This is a genomic window from Candidatus Flexifilum breve (genome assembly GCF_016713355.1).
In genome coordinates, this window is record NZ_JADJPI010000016.1 from 36820 (window position 1) to 55071 (window position 18252).

General features: G+C 59.4%; 21 protein-coding genes. 11 read left to right on the forward strand and 10 right to left on the reverse strand.

What is annotated here, in order from left to right; translation table 11 throughout:
- Positions 1-109: 109 nt before the first annotated feature.
- The gene (locus tag IPK17_RS15580) at positions 110-559 is read right to left on the reverse strand and encodes a hypothetical protein (RefSeq protein ID WP_343418614.1); all 450 of its coding nucleotides are present in this window, start codon (positions 557-559) and stop codon (positions 110-112) included.
- A 269-nt stretch (positions 560-828) separates the two neighbouring features.
- On the opposite strand from IPK17_RS15580, the gene IPK17_RS15585 reads away from it, so the two are divergent.
- A complete protein-coding gene (locus tag IPK17_RS15585; protein ID WP_343418615.1) occupies positions 829-1578 on the forward strand; it encodes an FHA domain-containing protein in 750 nt (249 codons plus the stop codon).
- A gap of 410 nt (positions 1579-1988) precedes the next feature.
- On the opposite strand, the gene IPK17_RS15590 is transcribed toward IPK17_RS15585, so the two are convergent.
- From IPK17_RS15590 to IPK17_RS15600, 3 genes are all read right to left on the reverse strand, one after another.
- Entirely contained in the window at positions 1989-2843 is an 855-nt protein-coding gene (locus IPK17_RS15590; protein WP_343418616.1) for an alpha/beta hydrolase, read from the reverse strand.
- A 93-nt stretch (positions 2844-2936) separates the two neighbouring features.
- Positions 2937-4679, reverse strand: coding sequence for a L,D-transpeptidase family protein (locus IPK17_RS15595; RefSeq protein WP_343418617.1), 1743 nt, complete (start codon positions 4677-4679; stop codon positions 2937-2939).
- Positions 4680-4783: 104 nt separating this feature from the next.
- A complete protein-coding gene (locus tag IPK17_RS15600; protein ID WP_343418618.1) occupies positions 4784-5128 on the reverse strand; it encodes a cupin domain-containing protein in 345 nt (114 codons plus the stop codon).
- A 168-nt stretch (positions 5129-5296) separates the two neighbouring features.
- Here IPK17_RS15600 and IPK17_RS15605 point away from each other — a divergent pair, with 168 nt between their 5' ends.
- From IPK17_RS15605 to IPK17_RS15620, 4 genes are all read left to right on the forward strand, one after another.
- A complete protein-coding gene (locus tag IPK17_RS15605; protein ID WP_343418619.1) occupies positions 5297-6814 on the forward strand; it encodes an alpha-amylase family glycosyl hydrolase in 1518 nt (505 codons plus the stop codon).
- On the forward strand, positions 6811-7275 hold the full coding sequence (locus IPK17_RS15610) for a hypothetical protein (RefSeq protein ID WP_343418620.1): 465 nt from the start codon (positions 6811-6813) through the stop codon (positions 7273-7275). Before IPK17_RS15605 ends, IPK17_RS15610 begins: the two co-directional genes overlap by 4 nt.
- A 955-nt stretch (positions 7276-8230) precedes the next feature.
- Complete coding sequence (trxA, locus tag IPK17_RS15615) at positions 8231-8611, forward strand: thioredoxin (RefSeq protein ID WP_343418700.1); 381 nt, start codon at positions 8231-8233, stop codon at positions 8609-8611.
- Between the two features lie 148 nt (positions 8612-8759).
- Complete coding sequence (locus IPK17_RS15620) at positions 8760-8999, forward strand: hypothetical protein (protein ID WP_343418621.1); 240 nt, start codon at positions 8760-8762, stop codon at positions 8997-8999.
- Positions 9000-9324: 325 nt separating this feature from the next.
- On the opposite strand, the gene IPK17_RS15625 is transcribed toward IPK17_RS15620, so the two are convergent.
- A complete protein-coding gene (locus tag IPK17_RS15625; RefSeq protein ID WP_343418622.1) occupies positions 9325-9528 on the reverse strand; it encodes a LexA family protein in 204 nt (67 codons plus the stop codon).
- A 156-nt stretch (positions 9529-9684) separates the two neighbouring features.
- On the opposite strand from IPK17_RS15625, the gene IPK17_RS15630 reads away from it, so the two are divergent.
- Positions 9685-10017, forward strand: a complete 333-nt coding sequence (locus tag IPK17_RS15630; protein ID WP_343418623.1) for a hypothetical protein — start codon at positions 9685-9687, stop codon at positions 10015-10017.
- Between the two features lie 82 nt (positions 10018-10099).
- Here IPK17_RS15630 and IPK17_RS15635 read toward each other — a convergent pair whose 3' ends face one another.
- Genes IPK17_RS15635 through IPK17_RS15655 form a run of 5 tightly spaced genes read right to left on the reverse strand, consistent with a single transcriptional unit; the run spans position 10100 to position 14291 of the window.
- On the reverse strand, positions 10100-11134 hold the full coding sequence (locus IPK17_RS15635) for a hypothetical protein (protein WP_343418624.1): 1035 nt from the start codon (positions 11132-11134) through the stop codon (positions 10100-10102).
- A gap of 19 nt (positions 11135-11153) precedes the next feature.
- Complete coding sequence (locus tag IPK17_RS15640; RefSeq protein ID WP_343418625.1) at positions 11154-11765, reverse strand: Uma2 family endonuclease; 612 nt, start codon at positions 11763-11765, stop codon at positions 11154-11156.
- Positions 11766-11770: 5 nt separating this feature from the next.
- Entirely contained in the window at positions 11771-12634 is an 864-nt protein-coding gene (locus tag IPK17_RS15645; RefSeq protein WP_343418626.1) for a hypothetical protein, read from the reverse strand.
- On the reverse strand, positions 12631-13251 hold the full coding sequence (locus IPK17_RS15650; protein ID WP_343418627.1) for a LysE family translocator: 621 nt from the start codon (positions 13249-13251) through the stop codon (positions 12631-12633). Before IPK17_RS15650 ends, IPK17_RS15645 begins: the two co-directional genes overlap by 4 nt.
- The gene (locus tag IPK17_RS15655; protein WP_343418628.1) at positions 13251-14291 is read right to left on the reverse strand and encodes an SH3 domain-containing protein; all 1041 of its coding nucleotides are present in this window, start codon (positions 14289-14291) and stop codon (positions 13251-13253) included. Before IPK17_RS15655 ends, IPK17_RS15650 begins: the two co-directional genes overlap by 1 nt.
- 184 nt (positions 14292-14475) lie before the next feature.
- On the opposite strand from IPK17_RS15655, the gene IPK17_RS15660 reads away from it, so the two are divergent.
- From IPK17_RS15660 to IPK17_RS15680, 5 genes are all read left to right on the forward strand, one after another.
- Positions 14476-14853, forward strand: coding sequence for a DUF4342 domain-containing protein (locus IPK17_RS15660; protein WP_343418629.1), 378 nt, complete (start codon positions 14476-14478; stop codon positions 14851-14853).
- Positions 14854-15235: 382 nt separating this feature from the next.
- Positions 15236-15607 (forward strand): roadblock/LC7 domain-containing protein, encoded by a 372-nt coding sequence (locus tag IPK17_RS15665; RefSeq protein WP_343418630.1) that lies wholly within the window; start codon positions 15236-15238, stop codon positions 15605-15607.
- Positions 15608-15695: 88 nt separating this feature from the next.
- Entirely contained in the window at positions 15696-16250 is a 555-nt protein-coding gene (locus IPK17_RS15670; protein ID WP_343418631.1) for a V4R domain-containing protein, read from the forward strand.
- 11 nt (positions 16251-16261) lie between these two features.
- Positions 16262-17140 (forward strand): response regulator, encoded by an 879-nt coding sequence (locus IPK17_RS15675; protein ID WP_343418632.1) that lies wholly within the window; start codon positions 16262-16264, stop codon positions 17138-17140.
- 3 nt (positions 17141-17143) lie between these two features.
- Positions 17144-18067 carry a DMT family transporter gene (locus IPK17_RS15680; RefSeq protein ID WP_343418633.1) on the forward strand — a complete coding sequence of 308 codons (924 nt, stop codon included), beginning with the start codon at positions 17144-17146 and terminating at the stop codon, positions 18065-18067.
- Positions 18068-18252: the final 185 nt, after the last annotated feature.

Genomic DNA, 18252 nt, shown 5'->3' on the forward strand with positions numbered 1-18252 from the left:
CAGGTCTGCCCCTACGAGTTTGGGTTCGACGCGCTGACGTCAAACAGCCCGGCACGACTGCCGGGAAAATGTGCAGTTGTTGGTTGGGTGAGGAATCTATTCGCCGCCGTCAGGCGACGGTAGTGGGAGTGTCTTCCATAACCATGAGGACTTCGTTGAGGACGACCGCGGCAACTTCCTTCGTGGCGAGTTTGCCCGTCCGGCTCGGAGCAACTTCCGCGCCGTCGTCTTCTGTAACGCGCGTGAACAGGTTCTCGAAGATGTCCAGCGCGAGGAGGTTGTCAATCGTATCTTCAATCGTGTCGCGGTCGAGGTTGGGCACAATGATATGCGGCGTTTCGAGCGCGGCGTAATGCACGGGCGGGTTATAGGGAATGCCCTTGCCGACTTCGTAGCTCAGGTCCATCTGGCGCGCCAGATAGGGCAGCGTGACGAACACCGCCGTGTGCAGCGTGTCGTCTTCCATCTTGACGATCACATCACAGGCGTCGGGGTTTTTACTCTCAATATCGTGCTTTTCAATCCAAATGCGCACGGGAATCTGCAGACTTGCCACCATGATATTTCAACCTTTTTTAGGGCTAAATTTCTACATCAGCCATAACGCTAAACCGTCATTTAAATAACTTTAATCGTTCACAGGATATGCCAGAATCGATTCCAATGTCAAGTCATGGATTGGTCTGGGATCACCCAGCAAAATGGCGAGATCACGCGGTTACCCTACGCCTCCCCCGCGGCGATTTGACAGGGGAAAGTTCCCTCCCTATACTTCCACTATGTTATAATCGAGCTTATATTTAGGCTTCCTCACGAGGAGGACATCGTATGATCCAAGGCGGCGAAAACTTCCGTCTGGTCGTCCGGCGGGGTCCACAACCAAATCAGAGTTACGACCTGAACAAGGATATTGTGACGCTTGGACGCGATATTACGAATGACATCGTGATCAACGACCCGGAAGTAAGCCGCCATCACATGCGGATGACTCGCGGCGCTGGTGGGTTCACGATCGAAGACCTTGGTTCGACCAATGGCACGTTCGTCAATGGTCAGCGGCTGACAGGCGCGCGTCCACTCCGCCCCGGCGATATGATTGGCCTGGGCGAGACGGTGACGCTGGCCTACGAAGCGTTTGGCGCGGCGGGAGCCGCCCCGGACGAAGGCGTGCAGGGAACGATGCCGAATCAGGCACAGCGCGGCGCAGCGCAGGTCTATTCATCGCCCGCGCCGCAGCAGCAGCCGATGATGCAGCAGCCCCCCATGCAGCAAGCCGCGCCGCAGCAGCCAAGCTACAGCTATTCACCACCCGCCTACAGCGCTCCCCAGCAGCCTGCGGCTGTGCCGCAGCAGCCGGGGTATCCGCAGCAGGGCGACTACGATCCCTATGCCGCGCGCGAAGACGAACCGCGCAGCAACACGCGCTGGATTTTGATCGGCTGCGCGGGGCTGTCGCTCTTCTGCTGCTGTTCCAGCGTGGTCGGTTTGGTGCTGGTCGATCAGGCGTGCTTGTGGAATCGCATTCCGATTGTCTACGATGTGATCCGCGCATTTGGCTACACGATGGTGTGCTCGTAGTTCCAGACACAGTTACGATGCAATAACGCCCGGCTCAATGCCGGGCGTTTTGTTGTCTCCAGATGCTGTACGACTCGCAGTTTTAGGTAGGGACGCCCAACGGGGCGTCCGCCGTTGCCGACCCCACCCCCGGCCCCTCCCCGAATTCGGGGAGGGGAGCCAACATCATTCGCCAAGCCCAATGGGTTTTCGTAGGGACGCAATTTATTGCGTCCGCTGACGACGGGAAAGGCTTTCAGGGATGCTTTATAAACATTCTCATGCCTCGTCCTAATCTTTGGAGAAGAATACAGAGGACAAGGCCTGCCTTGTCCCTACAAAGACCGCTTTCCTCAAGATAACTGTGCGCTTTTTTTAGACACCCTCTTGATCTCATCCGCCGATGTGTTGCAAAGCGTCATGGAGTGTTTTCAGCGTTTGAGCGCCTGCTTCAATCCCCACTGAAACCCCGGTCCGGCGACCGCGCAGTGATCCTGCTCCATGAAGATGTGCTTCTTGAACGTCAAGCCCGCGTAGCGGCGACTCTCGACGATGGCGGCGAATTGCAGCGTTGTACTCAGCGTGCGGTAGTGCAAGTCCTCTTCGTCTTCGCCGACTGACCAGTAAACCGTCGCCCGAAGCTCTTGATGCGCCTGCGCGTAGGACGCTTCGTATTGAAACGCGAACCGCTCCCCGTAGCCGAGCGACGGGCTGCCGATGATGTAAGTCTGGAACAGCGTCGGCGCGGTGAAGAGGCTGTAGGTGGTGAACAAGCCGCCATACGAATGCCCCATCAGGATGCGGCGCGCCGGATCGACGCGGTACTCGCGCTCAATCAGCGGGATCAGCTCGTGCTGGATGAAGCGGTGGAAGTTCGGGGCGTCGCCGCTGGGACAGGGCAGACCGTGCCGCGCTTCCATCTGCTGATCGATGGCGAGATCGGGCACGGGAGTGAGATCATGGTTGCGCCGCGTAAACGTGACGCGGAAGGCGTCGATGGGATCGTCTGGTTCGGGGTAGCCGATGCCGACGACAATGGCGTCGGTCGTGCCGCCGCACCACGCCATCCGCCGAATGGTGTCCGTCACCAGCCCGAAGTACCAGTTGCCATCCAGCACGTAGATGACCGGCCAGCGCTCGGGCGTCGCGTCGAACGGCCACGCTTCATCCGGCGCGCGGTCATAGCCGAGCGGCAGGCCAACGTTGATCTGATAGGTGCGCCCGGTTTCTTGGGATTCAAGTACACGCGCGGCGCTGCCCAGCACGCGCACAGGGGGGAAGGTCATAATGGATTACCTCGTTTTGTGGGAGAGAAACAAAGGGACGCCCCGGAGGGCGTCCTGATAAACATCGTTGATTAAGCGGGAGCGAGAATTGGGTCAGACGCCCCAGCCGTCGGCGACCATTTCCTGCGCGACCGCGCTGACCGGGTCGAACTGACTGCTGACGATTTCCACGATCACGCCGTCTTCCGCCCAGTTGTAGAGCAGTTCCGCGTTTTCGTTGAGCGCCATGACGCAGCCGTAGGTATACGGGCGACCGACGTTGCCGCCGCCGAGGTATGAACCGTTAGGCAGCAGCACGCCGCCGTGGAAGCCGTTGACCAGACCGGGGAAGACCTCGTAGATGCCCATAAACCAGTACATCTGCCACTGACTGCAGCCGTACGCGCCGCACAGCTCGTAGCTGCCGCCCGCCGCGATGGGATCATGGTTCAAAATCTGGAAGATGCCCGGCGCGGTCGGCGCTTGATCCATGCCCGTCGAGATGTCCCAGTTGAAGACAATCTCGCCGTTCTCGTAGGCGACCATGTACTGCGTGTCGATGTTGACGATGATGCGCTTGTTCGGCACCGGGTCAAGCGGGATGGTGATGTCGCGCGAGGGTAGGTTCATCGTTTCGCCGACGACCAGACCCTGTTCCCAGTCACGTCCCGGATTCGCCAGTTGGAGCTGGTAGAAGGGGATGCCGTTCTTGGCCGCGATGCGATAGCCGGTATCGCCGGAAACGACCGTGTACACGGCGGATTGATAGCGAATTCGCAGATACACTTCGCTGGCAAGTTCGCTGATCGCTGCCTGCATTTTCTCCATCGTGTCGACGGGTTCGAGGTAGCGCAGCGCATCGGTTTGCCGCAGCGTATTGGACTGCGCCTCGACAAAGGTGGCGAACTCGCCTTCGCGCAGGGTTAACCCGTCTTCGCCCGCTTCCAGCCACGAGGTGAGCGTGTTGCGGTCGGTCGTCCACGAGATTTGCTCATCGCGGATCGGGTCGTAACCGTGCATGATGAACTGCTGCAGCGTGAAGGCGCGCGCTTGTTCCAAATACGGCGTCGGATCGATTTCATCTGGCGGCATCGGGTCCATGATCAGGCTGAAGCGGGCTTGATCCGCTACATAGGCCAGATTCTCGCGCAGAGCCGACATGGTCGCGGCGATGTTGAGGAAGCGGCCATCGGAGCCCGGCACGCCGACGAGCTGTTCACCTTCCCAGCGATACCCCGCGTTATACGGCAGAATCTTCGACCATTCGGTCAGGTCGAGGAAATAATCCTGCGAGGCAAGTTCGTCGAGCGCGACGACGGGCTGCACGCCGTAACCAAAAGGCACGCCCGAGAGCCCGATACTGCGCGCGGTTTCCGCGGTGGCGCGGGCATCCAGCGAGAGCCCCATCTCGGCGGGCGTTGCTTCCCACATGCGCTCCTGATCGTACAGGCGGATGGTTGCGCTGTTCGCCCAGTAATCCTGCAGCGCGGCGGTCGCTTCGTCGACGGTCAAACCGCCGATGTTCAGGCCGAGCGCCCACACGTTCGGGAAAATGCGCCCCCCGAACACGAACGAGCCGACCCACAGCAAACCCGCGAGCGCGATGACGGCGAAGATCCCCGCCAGCACGACCGGCTTGTTCCGGGTGTGCCATAGCAGGTCACGGACGAAAATATTCGCTCGCCCAACCCACTCCGCTGAGCGGCTCGGTTCCTGCGGCGACCGCGACATGACCGGGCGCTCGCCGGCGAAAGTGGGCGTGGTCGTCGGCGCGGTGACATGGCGCTGCTGCCGCGCCGCGTGCCGTTCGCGTGCCCGGCCTTTACGCCGCCGTTCCTCGGGTTGATAGATATCCATAGCACAAGCCTCACAACTTACAATGACGCCTTCGTTCCGCAGAGACGGAGTCCACCGTGTGGAGGATACCCTCTATTCTATGGGAAATTTGCTCACAGCGTAAGTTATTTTGCTTCGGTTCGATAATCATTGCGCGGCGGCGAGAATGTGTCGATCACCAAACTGTCGACGAGCGCGCGCGCGCTGTGCCGGACGCCGCCGGGGACAGCGTAACTGCTGCCCGCTTCACAGATGCTCGTCTCCCCGTTGATGGTGAGTTCCATCCGCCCGTAGATCACGTAACCAACCTGATCGTTCATGTGGTTGTGGTCGGGGACGACCGCGCCCCGAACAAGAAAGAATTCGCAAAGCATGACTTCATCAGTGATGCCCATGGTGCGCCGATGCACGCCCGGCAGCATTTCTACCTGTGACGCGGCTTCTGGTGTGATAAAATATCCGTCAGGCATAGCAACCCCTAGCATTTTGCATGTGTATTATGGCGACCAAGCCCCCCTTTGTAAATAAACATGGTATCAAGATTGTTTAATGGTGCATGTAAACGCTCCGGTGTTAAAATTACGATCATTACACACATAGGTAACTCGCTCCCGGTTTTTCAGAGGACTCCCGAGAACATGGCGGCTGATAAGCTGTTCGTCTATCAGATCAACACCTGGGTGTGGCTGAACACACTCAGTCGCAAGTACAAGAAACCCATCACCCTCAGTAATGTCCCCAATTCTGCCCTAGACGAACTGACGCGCACCGGCATTGACATGGTCTGGTTGATGGGCGTGTGGAAACGCAGCCCGTGGGGGCGCAAGAACGCTCTGCAATATAAACATGAATACGTTGGCGCGCTGCCGGACATTACCGACGACGATGTCATCGGCTCGGCCTACTCGATTGGGGATTACCGCGTCGATGAGCGTATCGGCGGACGCAGCGGCCTCGCCTCGCTGCGCAAGCGCTTGAAGGAACGCGGCGTCAAGCTGATGCTCGACTTCGTGCCGAATCACGTCGGCAAAGATCACCGTTGGGTGTACGAACCGGGCTATATTGTCGAAGGCAAACCGGAAGACCTGCGCAATCGCTCCTCCGACTTCTTCGCGGTGAAACTGCCCGATGGCAAAGAGAAGGTGTTAGCGCACGGGCGCGATCCGCTGTTCCCCGGTTGGTCGGATACCGCGCAGTTGAACATCTTCAACCCGGCGCTGCGCCGCGAAGTGATTTCGACCTTGCTGGATATCGCCAGCCAGTGCGACGGTGTGCGCTGCGACATGGCGATGCTGCTCATCAGCGACATTTTCGCGAACACGTGGCGCGGCTATGTCGGCGCGGCGCTGCCGACCGAATTCTGGCGCGAGATCATCCCCGCGGTCAAAGAACTGCACCCGAACTTCATTTTCACGGCAGAAGTCTACTGGAACAAAGAATACGACGTGATCCAGCAGGGCTTTGATTTCGCCTACGACAAAGTCCTGTATGACCGCATCGTCGAGAACGATGTGCAGAAACTGCGCCAGCATCTGGTCGCCGGGCTGGACTATCAGCGGCACATGATGCGCTTCATCGAGAATCACGATGAGCCGCGCGCCTTTGCCCGGTTGGGACCGCAGCGCAGTTTCCCCGCCGCCACGCTGATCTGCACGCTGCCGGGGGCGACGCTGCTGCACGACGGTCAGTTTACCGGGCGCACGGTTAAGCTGCCCGTACAGATCACGCGCCAACCGGAAGAAGCCCACGTCAAAGAGCTGGAAGCCTACTACCGCCGCCTGCTCGAAGAGACGCGCGACCCGATCTACCAAGAGGGGGAGTGGTATCTGTTCGAGATCCATCCAGCGTGGGCGGGCAATATCACGCATTTCAACATGCTGGGTTATGGCTGGCGCAACCCGGAGAGCGGCGCTTACCGCCTGATCGTCGTCAACCTGACGCAGTACCGCTCGCAAGGGCGGGTGCATCTCGGTCACTGGAAGTGGCTGGACGGCAAGACGTGGCGGCTGTTCGACGTGACCGACGGCGCGGAATATGACCGGCACGGCGGCGAAATGACGAAACAAGGCCTGTACATCGACCTTGAGCCCTACGAGTCGCACATCTTCCGCTTCGAACCCGCGCCGGAAAAACGGAAACAATCCGCACTGTCGTGATCGATCACACCCCTGACACGCCCGTCTACGCGCTGCCCACCCGGGATCGGCGCGTCCGCTGGATTGTGATCCTCGCGGCGGCGGGCGTGTTCTTCTGGTTGAGCCTCGAAGATACGAACGTGCTGCCCGTCGTGCTGATCGCCGCTGGCCTAGCGCTGTTGAGCGCTTATATGAGCGTCACGGGGCGCTTCGGTGGTCGTACAGTTACCCGTTTCACCTTGCTGATCGGCGCGGCGCTGGTGGGCGCGGGGGTGGGCGCGGGCACGGCGTTGATCGCCGCGCTGCTCATGATCTGGAAGACGGGCATGCACGCGCATCCGTTCCCCGATTACCCCACGGGACTCATCCTCGACATGCTGCGCCGCGCGCCCATCTGGTCGCTGGCCGGGGCGCTTGCTTTCCTCGCACTGGCGCTGCTCAAGCATAAACAGTCAGCGACTCCACAGGACTTCGAGGTGTAGTTTTCAGTCTACAGTTCACAGTTGACAGTCAAGAGATGAATTGAGGGAGGCGTCCCTAACATCTCTTGACGAAGAGACTAATATAACGTCAGTTAGGGATAAAACAGCCGAGTGGCGATGATTTTGCGTGACTGCCCTGTGTATCCGACCCCACCCCCGGCCCCTCCCCGAATTCGGGGAGGGGAGACAGATAAGTGCGTCTGTGTAGGGACGAGGCATGCCTCGTCCTGAGCGGTTTGGCGGGTGATCACAATATGGGCGCAGGTGCGGATTAATCGATAAGCAGCTTATCCCTAACTGACGTTAATATAGGTTCTTGAAACAAATCCACGAAGGGATGTAGGGGCGCACCTGTGTGTGCGCCCAAAACCGGGCCGACCTCTGTGTCTGCCCCTACTCAGACCGTTTTGGCAACCTACTTACGCCCATGTCTTCAACTGTTCACTGAAAACTGTCAACTGTGAACTCATATGCTTTTCCGTAAGATACCGTTAGGCGGTGCGTCTGTATGTATGTAGAGGGGAACACAGCCTGTTTTGGGGGATTATCAATGCCCGAACCCATTATTTTGACGGATGCGAACTTAGACACGATTCTCAATGGCACGAAGCCCGTGCTGGTATTGATCACCACCGGGGACGGTCTGCGCGGCGACTTCCGTGTCGCCTATGACAAGACCTCGACGGAGAAGAAAGACATCGTGTTTGCCAAGCTTGACCCGCGCAGCAACCCGCGCGCTGCCGAAGTCTTCGGCGCGGGCGAGAAACCGCTGCTGGTCGCGTGGTACTGTGGCGCAGAACTGGCGCGCCGCCCGCGTCCGTGGGGGACAGATTTGCCCCTCGCCATTGAATTGCTCGAAAAAGCGGTGGGCGAAAATCCCATGCCCGCTGATGTAGTGGATGATGTGCAAGACGAACTGCCCCAAGAGGCAAAGGATACTCCAGTGACGGATCAAATGAAAGTTGTGTACGACGCACCTGTCAACGTGACCGATACGACCTTTGAAGACGAAGTTTTGAACAGCGATCTCCCCGTGATTGTGGATTTCTGGGCAGCGTGGTGCGGCCCGTGCCGCATGGTCGCCCCGATCCTCGACAAGCTGGCGAAGGAATTCGCCGGTCAGATCAAGATCGCCAAGGTTGATGTCGACGCGAACCCCGGTCTGTCGCAAGCGTTCCGCATTCAGAGCATCCCCAACCTGATGATCGTCAAGAGCCGCACGATGATCTTCAACCAGCCCGGCGCGCTGCCGGAAGCGGCGCTGCGCCAGCTCATCACGCAGGCGATTGCCATCGAAATTCCGCCGCAGCAGGCTGAACCGGAACAGCAGCAGTAAGCTGTCCTTCACGGACATTCAAAACGGGAGATCGTTGGATCTCCCGTTTTTGTTTGCCTGCGCGCTGTTTCCCCCACTGTAAGGTTGTAATTGTATTTCGTTTCAAATTACAGGATAATCAGCGGACTGGTTTATTGGAGACAAGTCTATGTTTTTCAGCCCCGACTTGAACGATCCGCGTAACCCGACGCCACCGCCAAGCATCGACCCACCACAGCCCCCTACAATCAACCCGCCCGGCCCGCCGACCATTGACCCGCCGCCGCCCCCCACAATCGACCCACCCGGCCCGCCGACCATTGATCCACCACCGCCGCCGACGATTGCCCCGAACCCGCCACCGAGCATCGACCCACCAGCGCCGCCCACCATTCTGCCGCCGCAGTAGCTGACCGCGGCGAGGTGTGAGCGTGTTGAAGAAGGTCAAATTCCGAGCTTATCCCCAGTCCCTCCCCAAATTCAGGGATTGAGGACAGGACATTTCTCACAATCGAGCCATTGTAGGGACGCGTTTCTGCGCGTCCGTAGTCAGCGGACGGCCAGAAGACCGTCCCTACAAGTGGTCGCTTAGGGGAAATCTGTCTCGAAACATTAAAACTGTCCTGCCGCGAAATTCAGGGACGGGAGACCACCTTGCTCACCAAACCGAGTTCGTTTGCGTAGGGACGCGGTTTATCGCGTCCGCTCTGTGTCTCCCTTTCTCGGTCGCGGCATCACTGCTCCAACAGGGTGATGCCGCGCGCGCGTCCCGGTTCCAAGCGGATCAGCCGCGCATCTTCTAATTTGCCGAGGTTGTATTTGACCGTCGATTTGGCGAGGATGCACGCTTCCGCGATTTCCTGCTGCGTCGGCGGAAACGTGTGCTCCTCGATATACGCCTTGATGTAGTCGTAAACCGCCCATGCTGTAAGGTTCATACCGGAACTCCCGATGTGTAACAACAAACTAACCATCCATGATAGCAAAGTTGCGAAAATATGTTCTAGAACAAGCGGTACGAGTTATGTGTGAAAGCGGTTGAAATTTCGTTTAGATGAGTACAATAGGGGGCGATTTGACGAAAGGATGACGTTATGGAGTTTCTAAAGCGCATTTTTGGCGGTGGTGGAAGTGGGGGAGCCAAGGCGAGTGGTGACCCGAACGGGCTGTACTTCTACGTGCGCCCGCGCGGCTGTGAAGAAGTCGTGCGCGTCCGCATCGACCGCAACAACGACCTGAGCATGAACGATTCTGGCGATCAACTGTGGGTGCACAAGTACGTGCGCGGCACGACGTGTTTTCAGCAGGTAGAGCTGGATTTGTACTTCAACCAGAATCGGCAGCTCGCCAACAGCGAAGTGCAGGGCGGCGCGCTCGTGACAGAAGCCGAGTATCAGGCATGGATTGAGAAGTCGCAGCAAGCATGACAACCGCTGGTCGCGTGTTGGCGATGGCGGATAACCGGGAGTACTCCCCGCCCTACACGGCAGGGCAGGGAGTCGACGCAGGTTAGTCCTCACACCAGTCGGCATTGCACAGTGTGACCTGTGTGCCTTCACTCATCTCCGGCAGCGCGTAGAACTGTTCGGTCGTGATAGAGGTCGTCAGGTAGTCGACGAAGATGCGGAAGTTGTTGCCTTCGATCAGCATCATGTTCGAGAACTCGACGCCGCTGCGCGAGATAGGCGCGAAGCCCGTGCCTTCGGGCAGCACCCCGGCGCGGTTGCGCGCTTTGCGGTCGTAGAAGGCGACCACGTAGTAGTTTTCGGCGCGGAACGGTTGGCGCGAGTTGAAGTCATTGAGCTCATCGGCGGTGGTGAGCAGCGGTGGCGGCTGCAGGATTTGACTTTCGACGAACTGCGCGATCTGGATCGGCAGTGCGTCGCACAGCCCGGACTGGCCGAAGTCGATGTTGAAGCCGTAGTTCTCAGCGTTCAGCACCGTAATCAGCGCCTGGGTGGTGCGGTCGCAGCGCATCAGGGGGTCGTCGCCTTGCCAGCCGGCCGGGCGAATAGTCGCCGTGCCCATGACGAGATCTGCCAACAGTTCGAGGTCGTGCCGAATATCGCGCGCGAAGGCCAGCGGCACACTCACCACGCCGCCGAACCAGCCTTCCGGGCGAGCATCCGGGCCGAGACGCGCCGCCGCCAGCAGTTCGAGGTCGTAGCGGATGAGCAGCGCCAACTGCGAATTGTTCGGGTCAATCTCACCTGTCCATCCGGCGGGACGCTCCGCAAACCCGTAGATTTGTTCCGCCAGTAAGTCGAGGTCGACGCGGTCGCGCAGGAGTACGGGCAGCGCCTCCGTTTCCGCATCGCTGATACTGGGTGCAGGCACCAGCGTCGGCGTAACCATTTCCTGTGTTACCTCAGGCACCAGCGCGGGATCAAGCGTTGGGGTGGGCGACACCGCGAACGTCGGGTCCAGCGTCGGTGAGGGAGCCAGCGGCAGCGTGGGTACGGGCGTCTGCTGCTGCGCCGTGACCGTCACGATGCCGAACAGCAGCGCGCACACCGCGCCGATCAGGGGGATCAGTCGTTTCACAAGAAGACTCCTAAGTTCACTAGGTTGATTCGTCCGCTAACAGCGACCGCAGCGCGGTGATAATCGCCAACGTATCCGGTTTTTCGTCCAGCCACAGAGTGGCAACCGGCAGTTTAAACCGCGGCAGCAGGGGCGTGCTGTAATCCCCATCCGCGCTCGTTTCAATGATGGTGTAGGTGCCTGTTTCATTCAGCCGATGAAACCGCGTGTCTTTGCGCTTGAGATCAAAGATCCAGTATTCGCGCACGCCGCCCTGCTGATATTCACTCAGCTTATCGGCATAGTCGCGTTCGACACTTTCGGGTGACACGATTTCAATGCAGATATCGGCTGCGCCTAACATAGCCGTGTTGGTCAACTCCCCCGGATTACTGTGCAGAATGACCTGCAAATCCGGTTCCCGGAAACTGCGGCCTAAGCGCATCGGGAAAGGGGCGCCGACCACCCGACCGATTGGATGTAAGCGGAGATATTGTTTGAGCCAGTCGCGCACATAATCCTGGAGCGCATCATGATCAAGCTGCACAGGCGACATTGGGATGAGCTCTCCATCGACCCACTCATAGAAATCCGCAGCGTATTTATCCAGATATTCCGCTTCGGTTACGCGGACGCTCGCTTGCTCGACCATACCCGCTACTCCTCCGGCAAACGCGGCACGGGTGGGGGCGGCGGTTGGCGTTTATCGCGTCGACCGGGGTCGAAAAACACCGGAACGCTGTCTGGCTTGAAGAGCGGCGCTTCCGGAACCTGGGTGGGCGGCGGCGCGAGATCGATGCGATCCTCTTCGGGCAGCATGGTCGGCGGCTGGATGACGGGCGGTGGCGGTGAGATGGTCTGCGTGTTGGCCGACGGCGACACTTGGGTAACGTCGAGGCGCTCCGGCACTTCGGGCGGCATGGGCTGCGAGGTGTCGGAAAAGAGGGGACGCAGCATCGGCGTGAGCGGCACCTGCTTGATGTAGCCCGTCAGCAGAGTGCGAACGAGCGCCGCGCAGTTATCGCGGATGGTGCGGTAGGTGTCGCGCGGCAGATCGCCTGCTTCCAGTTCTTCCATGACAATATCCAGCAGTCCGATCAGCTCGACTTCGCTGGCGTTTCCCTGCTTGGCGGCGCTGTACGGGGCGATATACCCCGCCAACATCTCGATCACGGGGATGGCGTCGCCTTGCAGACCGACAATCGGCGGCACCCCGAACTCGTCAACGTAGAACGCCTGCACATTCTTGAAGGTCGGAAAGAGCGCCGACGCCAGCAGCGAGTACAAGGATTTGTAGTTCTCGACCCAGTCGCGGAAATGGATAGCGGCCTGCGTTTGCAGGCCGGGCGCGACATTGCCCACCATCACCAGCACGCCGTAGCCCGCCAGTTGATGCGCCAGTTCTGGCAGGGGCGCGCGATAATCCCCGGGCTGCCGCCATTCCGGCGGCGCCAACCGCGGCGCGTACCGCCGCGCGCACTTGACGAGACCGAATTCCAACCGTTGTGCATAAGTGGTCATGCCGTGATCCCTTGAACGATCAGCGATAACCCGAACACCGCCAACACCAGCGCCAGCCCGACCAGAATCACCCGGTTGGCGCGGTCACTCAGAGTCCGCAGCCGATCTGTGAGCAGTATCAGGCCGCACATCAGGCTGAGGAACATGCCGTAGAACCCCAGCAGAAAGCCGAGGCCGTGCAGCAGCGATTGGTTCAGCCCTTGGATCAACAGCGGGCCGTTGATCGTGCCCCAGAAGATGTACGGGCCGGGACTCAGATAATTCATTTGCACAGCGCGCAGCAGCACTGTGCGCTGTGATGTCGGGGCGCTGCCGGCCTGCACTGCGCCGATGCGCACACCCCGCTGGATGTCTTTCCACGTGTTCCACGCCAGATAGAGCAGGAACACCCCGCCCGCGATCCGAATGATCTGGATGAACGCGGGCGGAAACTGCGCCAGCACAAACACGATCAACACAATGATCGGGATGTCGGTGATGAGCGGCGACAGCGCCACAATCAAACTGCGCCGCCAGCCGAGCAGCAGCGATGTTTGGATCACATAGGTTTGCAGCGGTCCCGGCGATAAACCAGCGTTCAGGCCGAGCGTCAGACCGCGGACGAGCAGTTCGATCATTAGCGAATCGGCACTTGGTACATTTCACCGCGCGCCGTCACCCACCGCGCATCAATCCAGCCGACGATGCCATTGTAGCGAATCTGATACCAGCGATCCGTCCCGGCTTGCACCGTGCGCCCGATCAGCTCCGCTTCGCCGCCCCACGGGATTTCCCCGATGACCGGCATACGTGTGCTGGGACGGGTGCGAATACGCATGGCCGCCCGCGGATACGCCCGCGCGCCAATGTCGGAGACGCCGTCGATCTGGTCGAACACGCTGCCCTGCACCGGAATCTGGTCGATGGCGACCGAGATCGTCAGGAAACGACCGGAAGCCCAGCCCGTGCGTTCGCCCACGCGCAGCAGATACCAGTTGTAAATGCCCTCGTCGCGGTTGCGCGCGATGATCGGGTAGGCCGTCCCCGGCACAATCGCCGTGATGTACGACGCGCCCATGTAGGGGCCGGTACGCAGCGCCAGACCGCGCGCGCCCGTCACCGTGGCCGCTGGCCCGGTGTAGACCGCGGTGCCGGCGGCTGGCGTCGTGACGACCCCCGGCGTGGTTACCACACCCGGTGTGAGCGTCGTCCCGCCGCTGAGCTGGAAGTACTGGAACTGCACCGCCGCCTGATCGACCAGTTCCATGTACTCGACGGTGATGGCATGCGTCCCCGCCGTGATATTGAGCTGGAAACGATCCGTCGTGAGAACGCGCCCGATGAAACGATCCCACACGAGCGCGTTGTCGATCAGCACCCGGACGCCGTCGTCAGAGGAGACGACAAACTCATAGGTGCCCTGATTGAACAACTGGACGGAGGTAAAGCGCGCCGAGAAGTTGTCGACCGGAACGGCGGAATTTGGACTCCCGGCGCCCCAGTTGACATTGATCCCCGTTGGCAGCGATTCGGTGTAGACGGGCGTGCCTTGCAGATTAGCGTTATTGAAGTATTGGGCCGTCCAGCCTGTGCCGAATTCCGCCTGTACGACTAACGTCGAAAAGGCGGCAAACAGCAGAATAAACAGGACAGCCAGCGCGATCACCTTCTTCGTCATTCATTCCCCCTATAAGGTGAAGGGTTTTCTTTTGATTATAGTCGGACTTTGAAATGTCAGCGAAATAGCATTTTCGGGGGAATGTGTGTATAATGTTTTTTGAAATGTGCAACCTTTGACGCCCACTGTCCGTATAGGGGTATAGAACAATCGAAAGTGTCCTATCAGAAGGAGTGTCGTCGTCATGTCCGATATGAATAACATGCAGCAGAACAATCAGGATCCGAACAACCGCAACTTCTCGGAAGAACTCGAAGTTGCTGGCAGCCAGTTGGTTGACCGCGTCAAGGAACTCATCGAAGAAGGGAACGTCCGCCGTTTGATCATCCGGAATCCGGAAGGTCGCACGCTGATCGAAATCCCCCTGACCGTCGGCGCGGGCGTGGGCGCGGCGCTGCTGCTGTGGCTCGGCCCGGTGATCGCCAGTGTGGCCGTGATCGGCGCGTTGATTGCCCGCGTGAAGATCGAAGTGGTGCGCGAAGAACCGTCGGCGACCGTCAACGACGTCAAGAACAAAGTCGAAGACGCGGCGCAGAACCTCAGTGATAAGCTGAACCAGTAAGTCGTCCCGGTATCGGGCGCTTGAACGGACGAGGCAATCGCCTCGTCCTTTTGATTCGGCGCCCCCGACTCTTCTCCGAAAAGAGGAGAGGGGTTAGGAGTGAGGTTGAGCATTTTCACTAATTATGAAATAGGCTCAGCACCCCCGGTCACATGTAGGGGTGAGGCTGAGGATCACCCTATGCCACACCCTGCCTAGCAATGATCGCGGCATCCCCCAAATGTCCCCCGATCATTGCGAAACATTTCGCTTGCTTGCACAGAGATTGCGCTATCATTATAATGGCGTCGAGATTATCCGCCGGGACGCGCACGTCCCGTCTTATTTTTGAGACATCCCGTTTGTCATTTCGGATCATTTCTCTGCGATAGGAGTTTCATCGTTGGCTAAATCACGGACTGAACTTTTGAATGCTCGCTTGCGCGATTTGCAAGCCAGTTCAGGTGATGTTGAAGCCGCCGCGATTGTAAGCGTGGATGGGTTAAGCATTGCGTCGTCGCTGCCGGCTGGATACGAAGAGGATCGAGTCAGTGCGATGTCGGCGGCAATGCTGTCACTCGGCGAGCGCATTGCGACGGAACTCGGTCGCGGCAGTTTGCAGCAAGTATACGTCAAAGGCGCGGATGGTTACGTCGTTTTGTTCGCCGTTGGAGAAGAAGCGGTGCTGACCGTTCTCACCCGCAAGGATGCCCGGCTCGGCTTGATCTTCCTTGATGTCGCCCGTACGGTGCAGGACCTGGCCCAACTGCTCTAAGGCATGAATTAGAATCGAGCCGCACGCCGTGTCTCTCTATTATCCAAACCGCTTTGCAGGCGACCTCCTCCTCGCGATGGAGGAAGTGATGGGCAGGCATGGCTTAGATGCGATTCTAGCCAGCGCCGGCCTGACTGCGTTGAGCAGCAATCCGCCGCCCAACACCCTAGATCGCGCCTTCGACTTCGCGCAACTGAGCAAGATCAATGCTGCGCTGGATGATCTCTACGGCGCGCGCGGCGGTCGCGGCATGGCGCTGCGGACGGGACGCGCGTGGTTCGCCTTGGGGCTCATCCAGTTTGGCGCGCTGCGCGGCATCGCTGACCCGGCCTTTCGGGCGCTCCCACTCGAAGATCGGTCGCGAGTGTCTTTGAAGGCGCTCGCCGACATTTTCTCCAACTTCACCGATCAAACCTCCCGCGTCGAAGAAGACGCCAACGCCTTCCGCTTCATCGTCCACCCCAGTCCCTTCGCCTACGGGCGCACAACCGATCGTCCGGTCTGCCACCCGCTCGTCGGCCTCCTGCAAGAACACCAACGCTGGGCTTCGAACGGACGCGAATACGTGGTGCGCGAGACTCAGTGCGCCGCCAGCGGTGATGATCACTGTGTGTTTCTGATCAACAAACACGCTATCTCCTAGAAAGGGAAGCTATGAGCGACAAACCACGTATTCTGATCGTCGAAGATGATCTTGATCTGTCGGAAATGCTCGATGCTTATTTCCGCGTTCAAAATTACGACGTGGTGACTGCCGCCTGGGGACGTGATGCTCTGAAGATCAGCCGCGAAACCGACCTGAATCTCATCATGCTCGACATTCGCCTGCCCGACATCAACGGTTACGAAGTCTGCCGTCAGGTGCGCCTGCAGCGCAAAACGCAGGACGTGCCGATCATTTTCCTGACCGAAAAGCGCGACCGCGTCGACAAGCTGCAAGGTCTGGAATTGGGTGTAGTCGATTACATCACCAAGCCCTTCGATATTCAGGAACTGCGCCTGCGCGTGCGCAACGCGATCAACCGCGCGCGCCAGACCGGGAAGCTCAACCCGATCACCGAACTGCCGGAAGTGCAGGTGCTCGAAGAACGCGTCAACGGCCTGCTCTATTCGGACGCGCAGTGGTCGCTGATGATCCTGTCGATCAATGGGTTGGGCACGCTGCGTGAGATGTACGGCTTCGTCGCCGCCGACGAAATGCTGCGCGCCGTCACACTGATGGTCAAGAACGCGCTGCGCGAATACGGCAACGAAGAAGACGTGATCTGCCATCTGGCCGCCGAAGAACTGGTGATCGTCACCACCGATGACAAGATCGCCAATATTCGCAGCCGCATCGAAACGCGCATTCGCTTGTCGCTGAACAACTTCTACCGCCGCCCGCACACCGAAGATCAGCCGGAAGACGCCGATTACCTGAGCCTCGAAACAGGCATCGTCAATTACGCGTCCGGCAAGTACGACGACTTCGAAACCGTGCGCAAAGCGCTCGCCGACGCCGTCAAAAAAGACGAACCCGACAAAAAAGACTAGGCTATGCTCAAACAATCCAACGACCAGTCAGGCTTCTGGCTGGTGATCGCCGCGGCGAGCATCTGGGGTACGATTGGCATCGCGACGCAGGCGATCTACAACGCGGACAGCGCGACCTCACCGCTGTTCATCAACTTTGCGCGCATGGTGATCGCGGCGCCAGCGCTCACGTTTGCCTGCTGGCGTGTGGTCGGGCGGGACATGTTCAAGCTGCCGCGCCGCGATCTACTCATCATGCTGCTGAATGGCATCTTCATGGCGGCCTCGCAGGCCTGCTACTTCGTCGCGATTCGCTACACGGGCGTGACCATCGCGACCCTGCTGTCGGTGTGCGTATCCCCGCTGCTGGTGACGGGCATTTCCGTCCTGCTCAAGCTGGAACGCCCCTCCGTGCGCGCGCTGATCGCCGTGGCCTGCGCGCTGGTCGGCAGTGTGCTGCTCGTCGGCCTGAATACGCCCGCGGGGGCGCAGGACAATCTGCTCCTCGGCGCGGTCTTGTCGATTGTGGCGGCGCTCACCTATGCGGCGACCATCTTCTGGGGGCGCTTTCTCGCCGGGAGCTACCACCCGCTGCAGGTCATGACGTTCACGTTCGGGTCGGGGGCGCTGGCGCTCATCCCGATCAACTTGCTGAGCGGCGCAATCGCCATTCACACGGGCGAAGGCTGGCTGTACGCGCTATATCTCGGCTTGGTGCCGACCGCGCTCGCCTACTGGATGTTCCAGAAGGGGCTGCGCTCAGTCACGCCGACGACCGCCAGCGTGTCCACGCTGCTCGAACCGACGGTCGCGGCGCTGCTGGCGTGGGCGCTGTTCGGAGAGATGCTGCCCGGCACGGGCGTGATCGGCGCGGGCTTACTCATTCTGAGCATCTTCTTGCTCTCCACGCGGGGACGCAAACGTCAGGCAATCCTCGCCGCAGAGTGACCCATCTCTGCCTGTTTGCGGCGAAAACACCCTGGTCTGTGCCAATGCCCTTAAGCCGCATATCACCCTCAATTTCTTCCATTTGTCACTATTCCACAAAGCCGCATTTGAGGGACAATAACCCCATGTTAAGAGGGTTTTGCCTTCATTGACACGGTTTTAATGTTGGGATAAAGTAGTAGAAA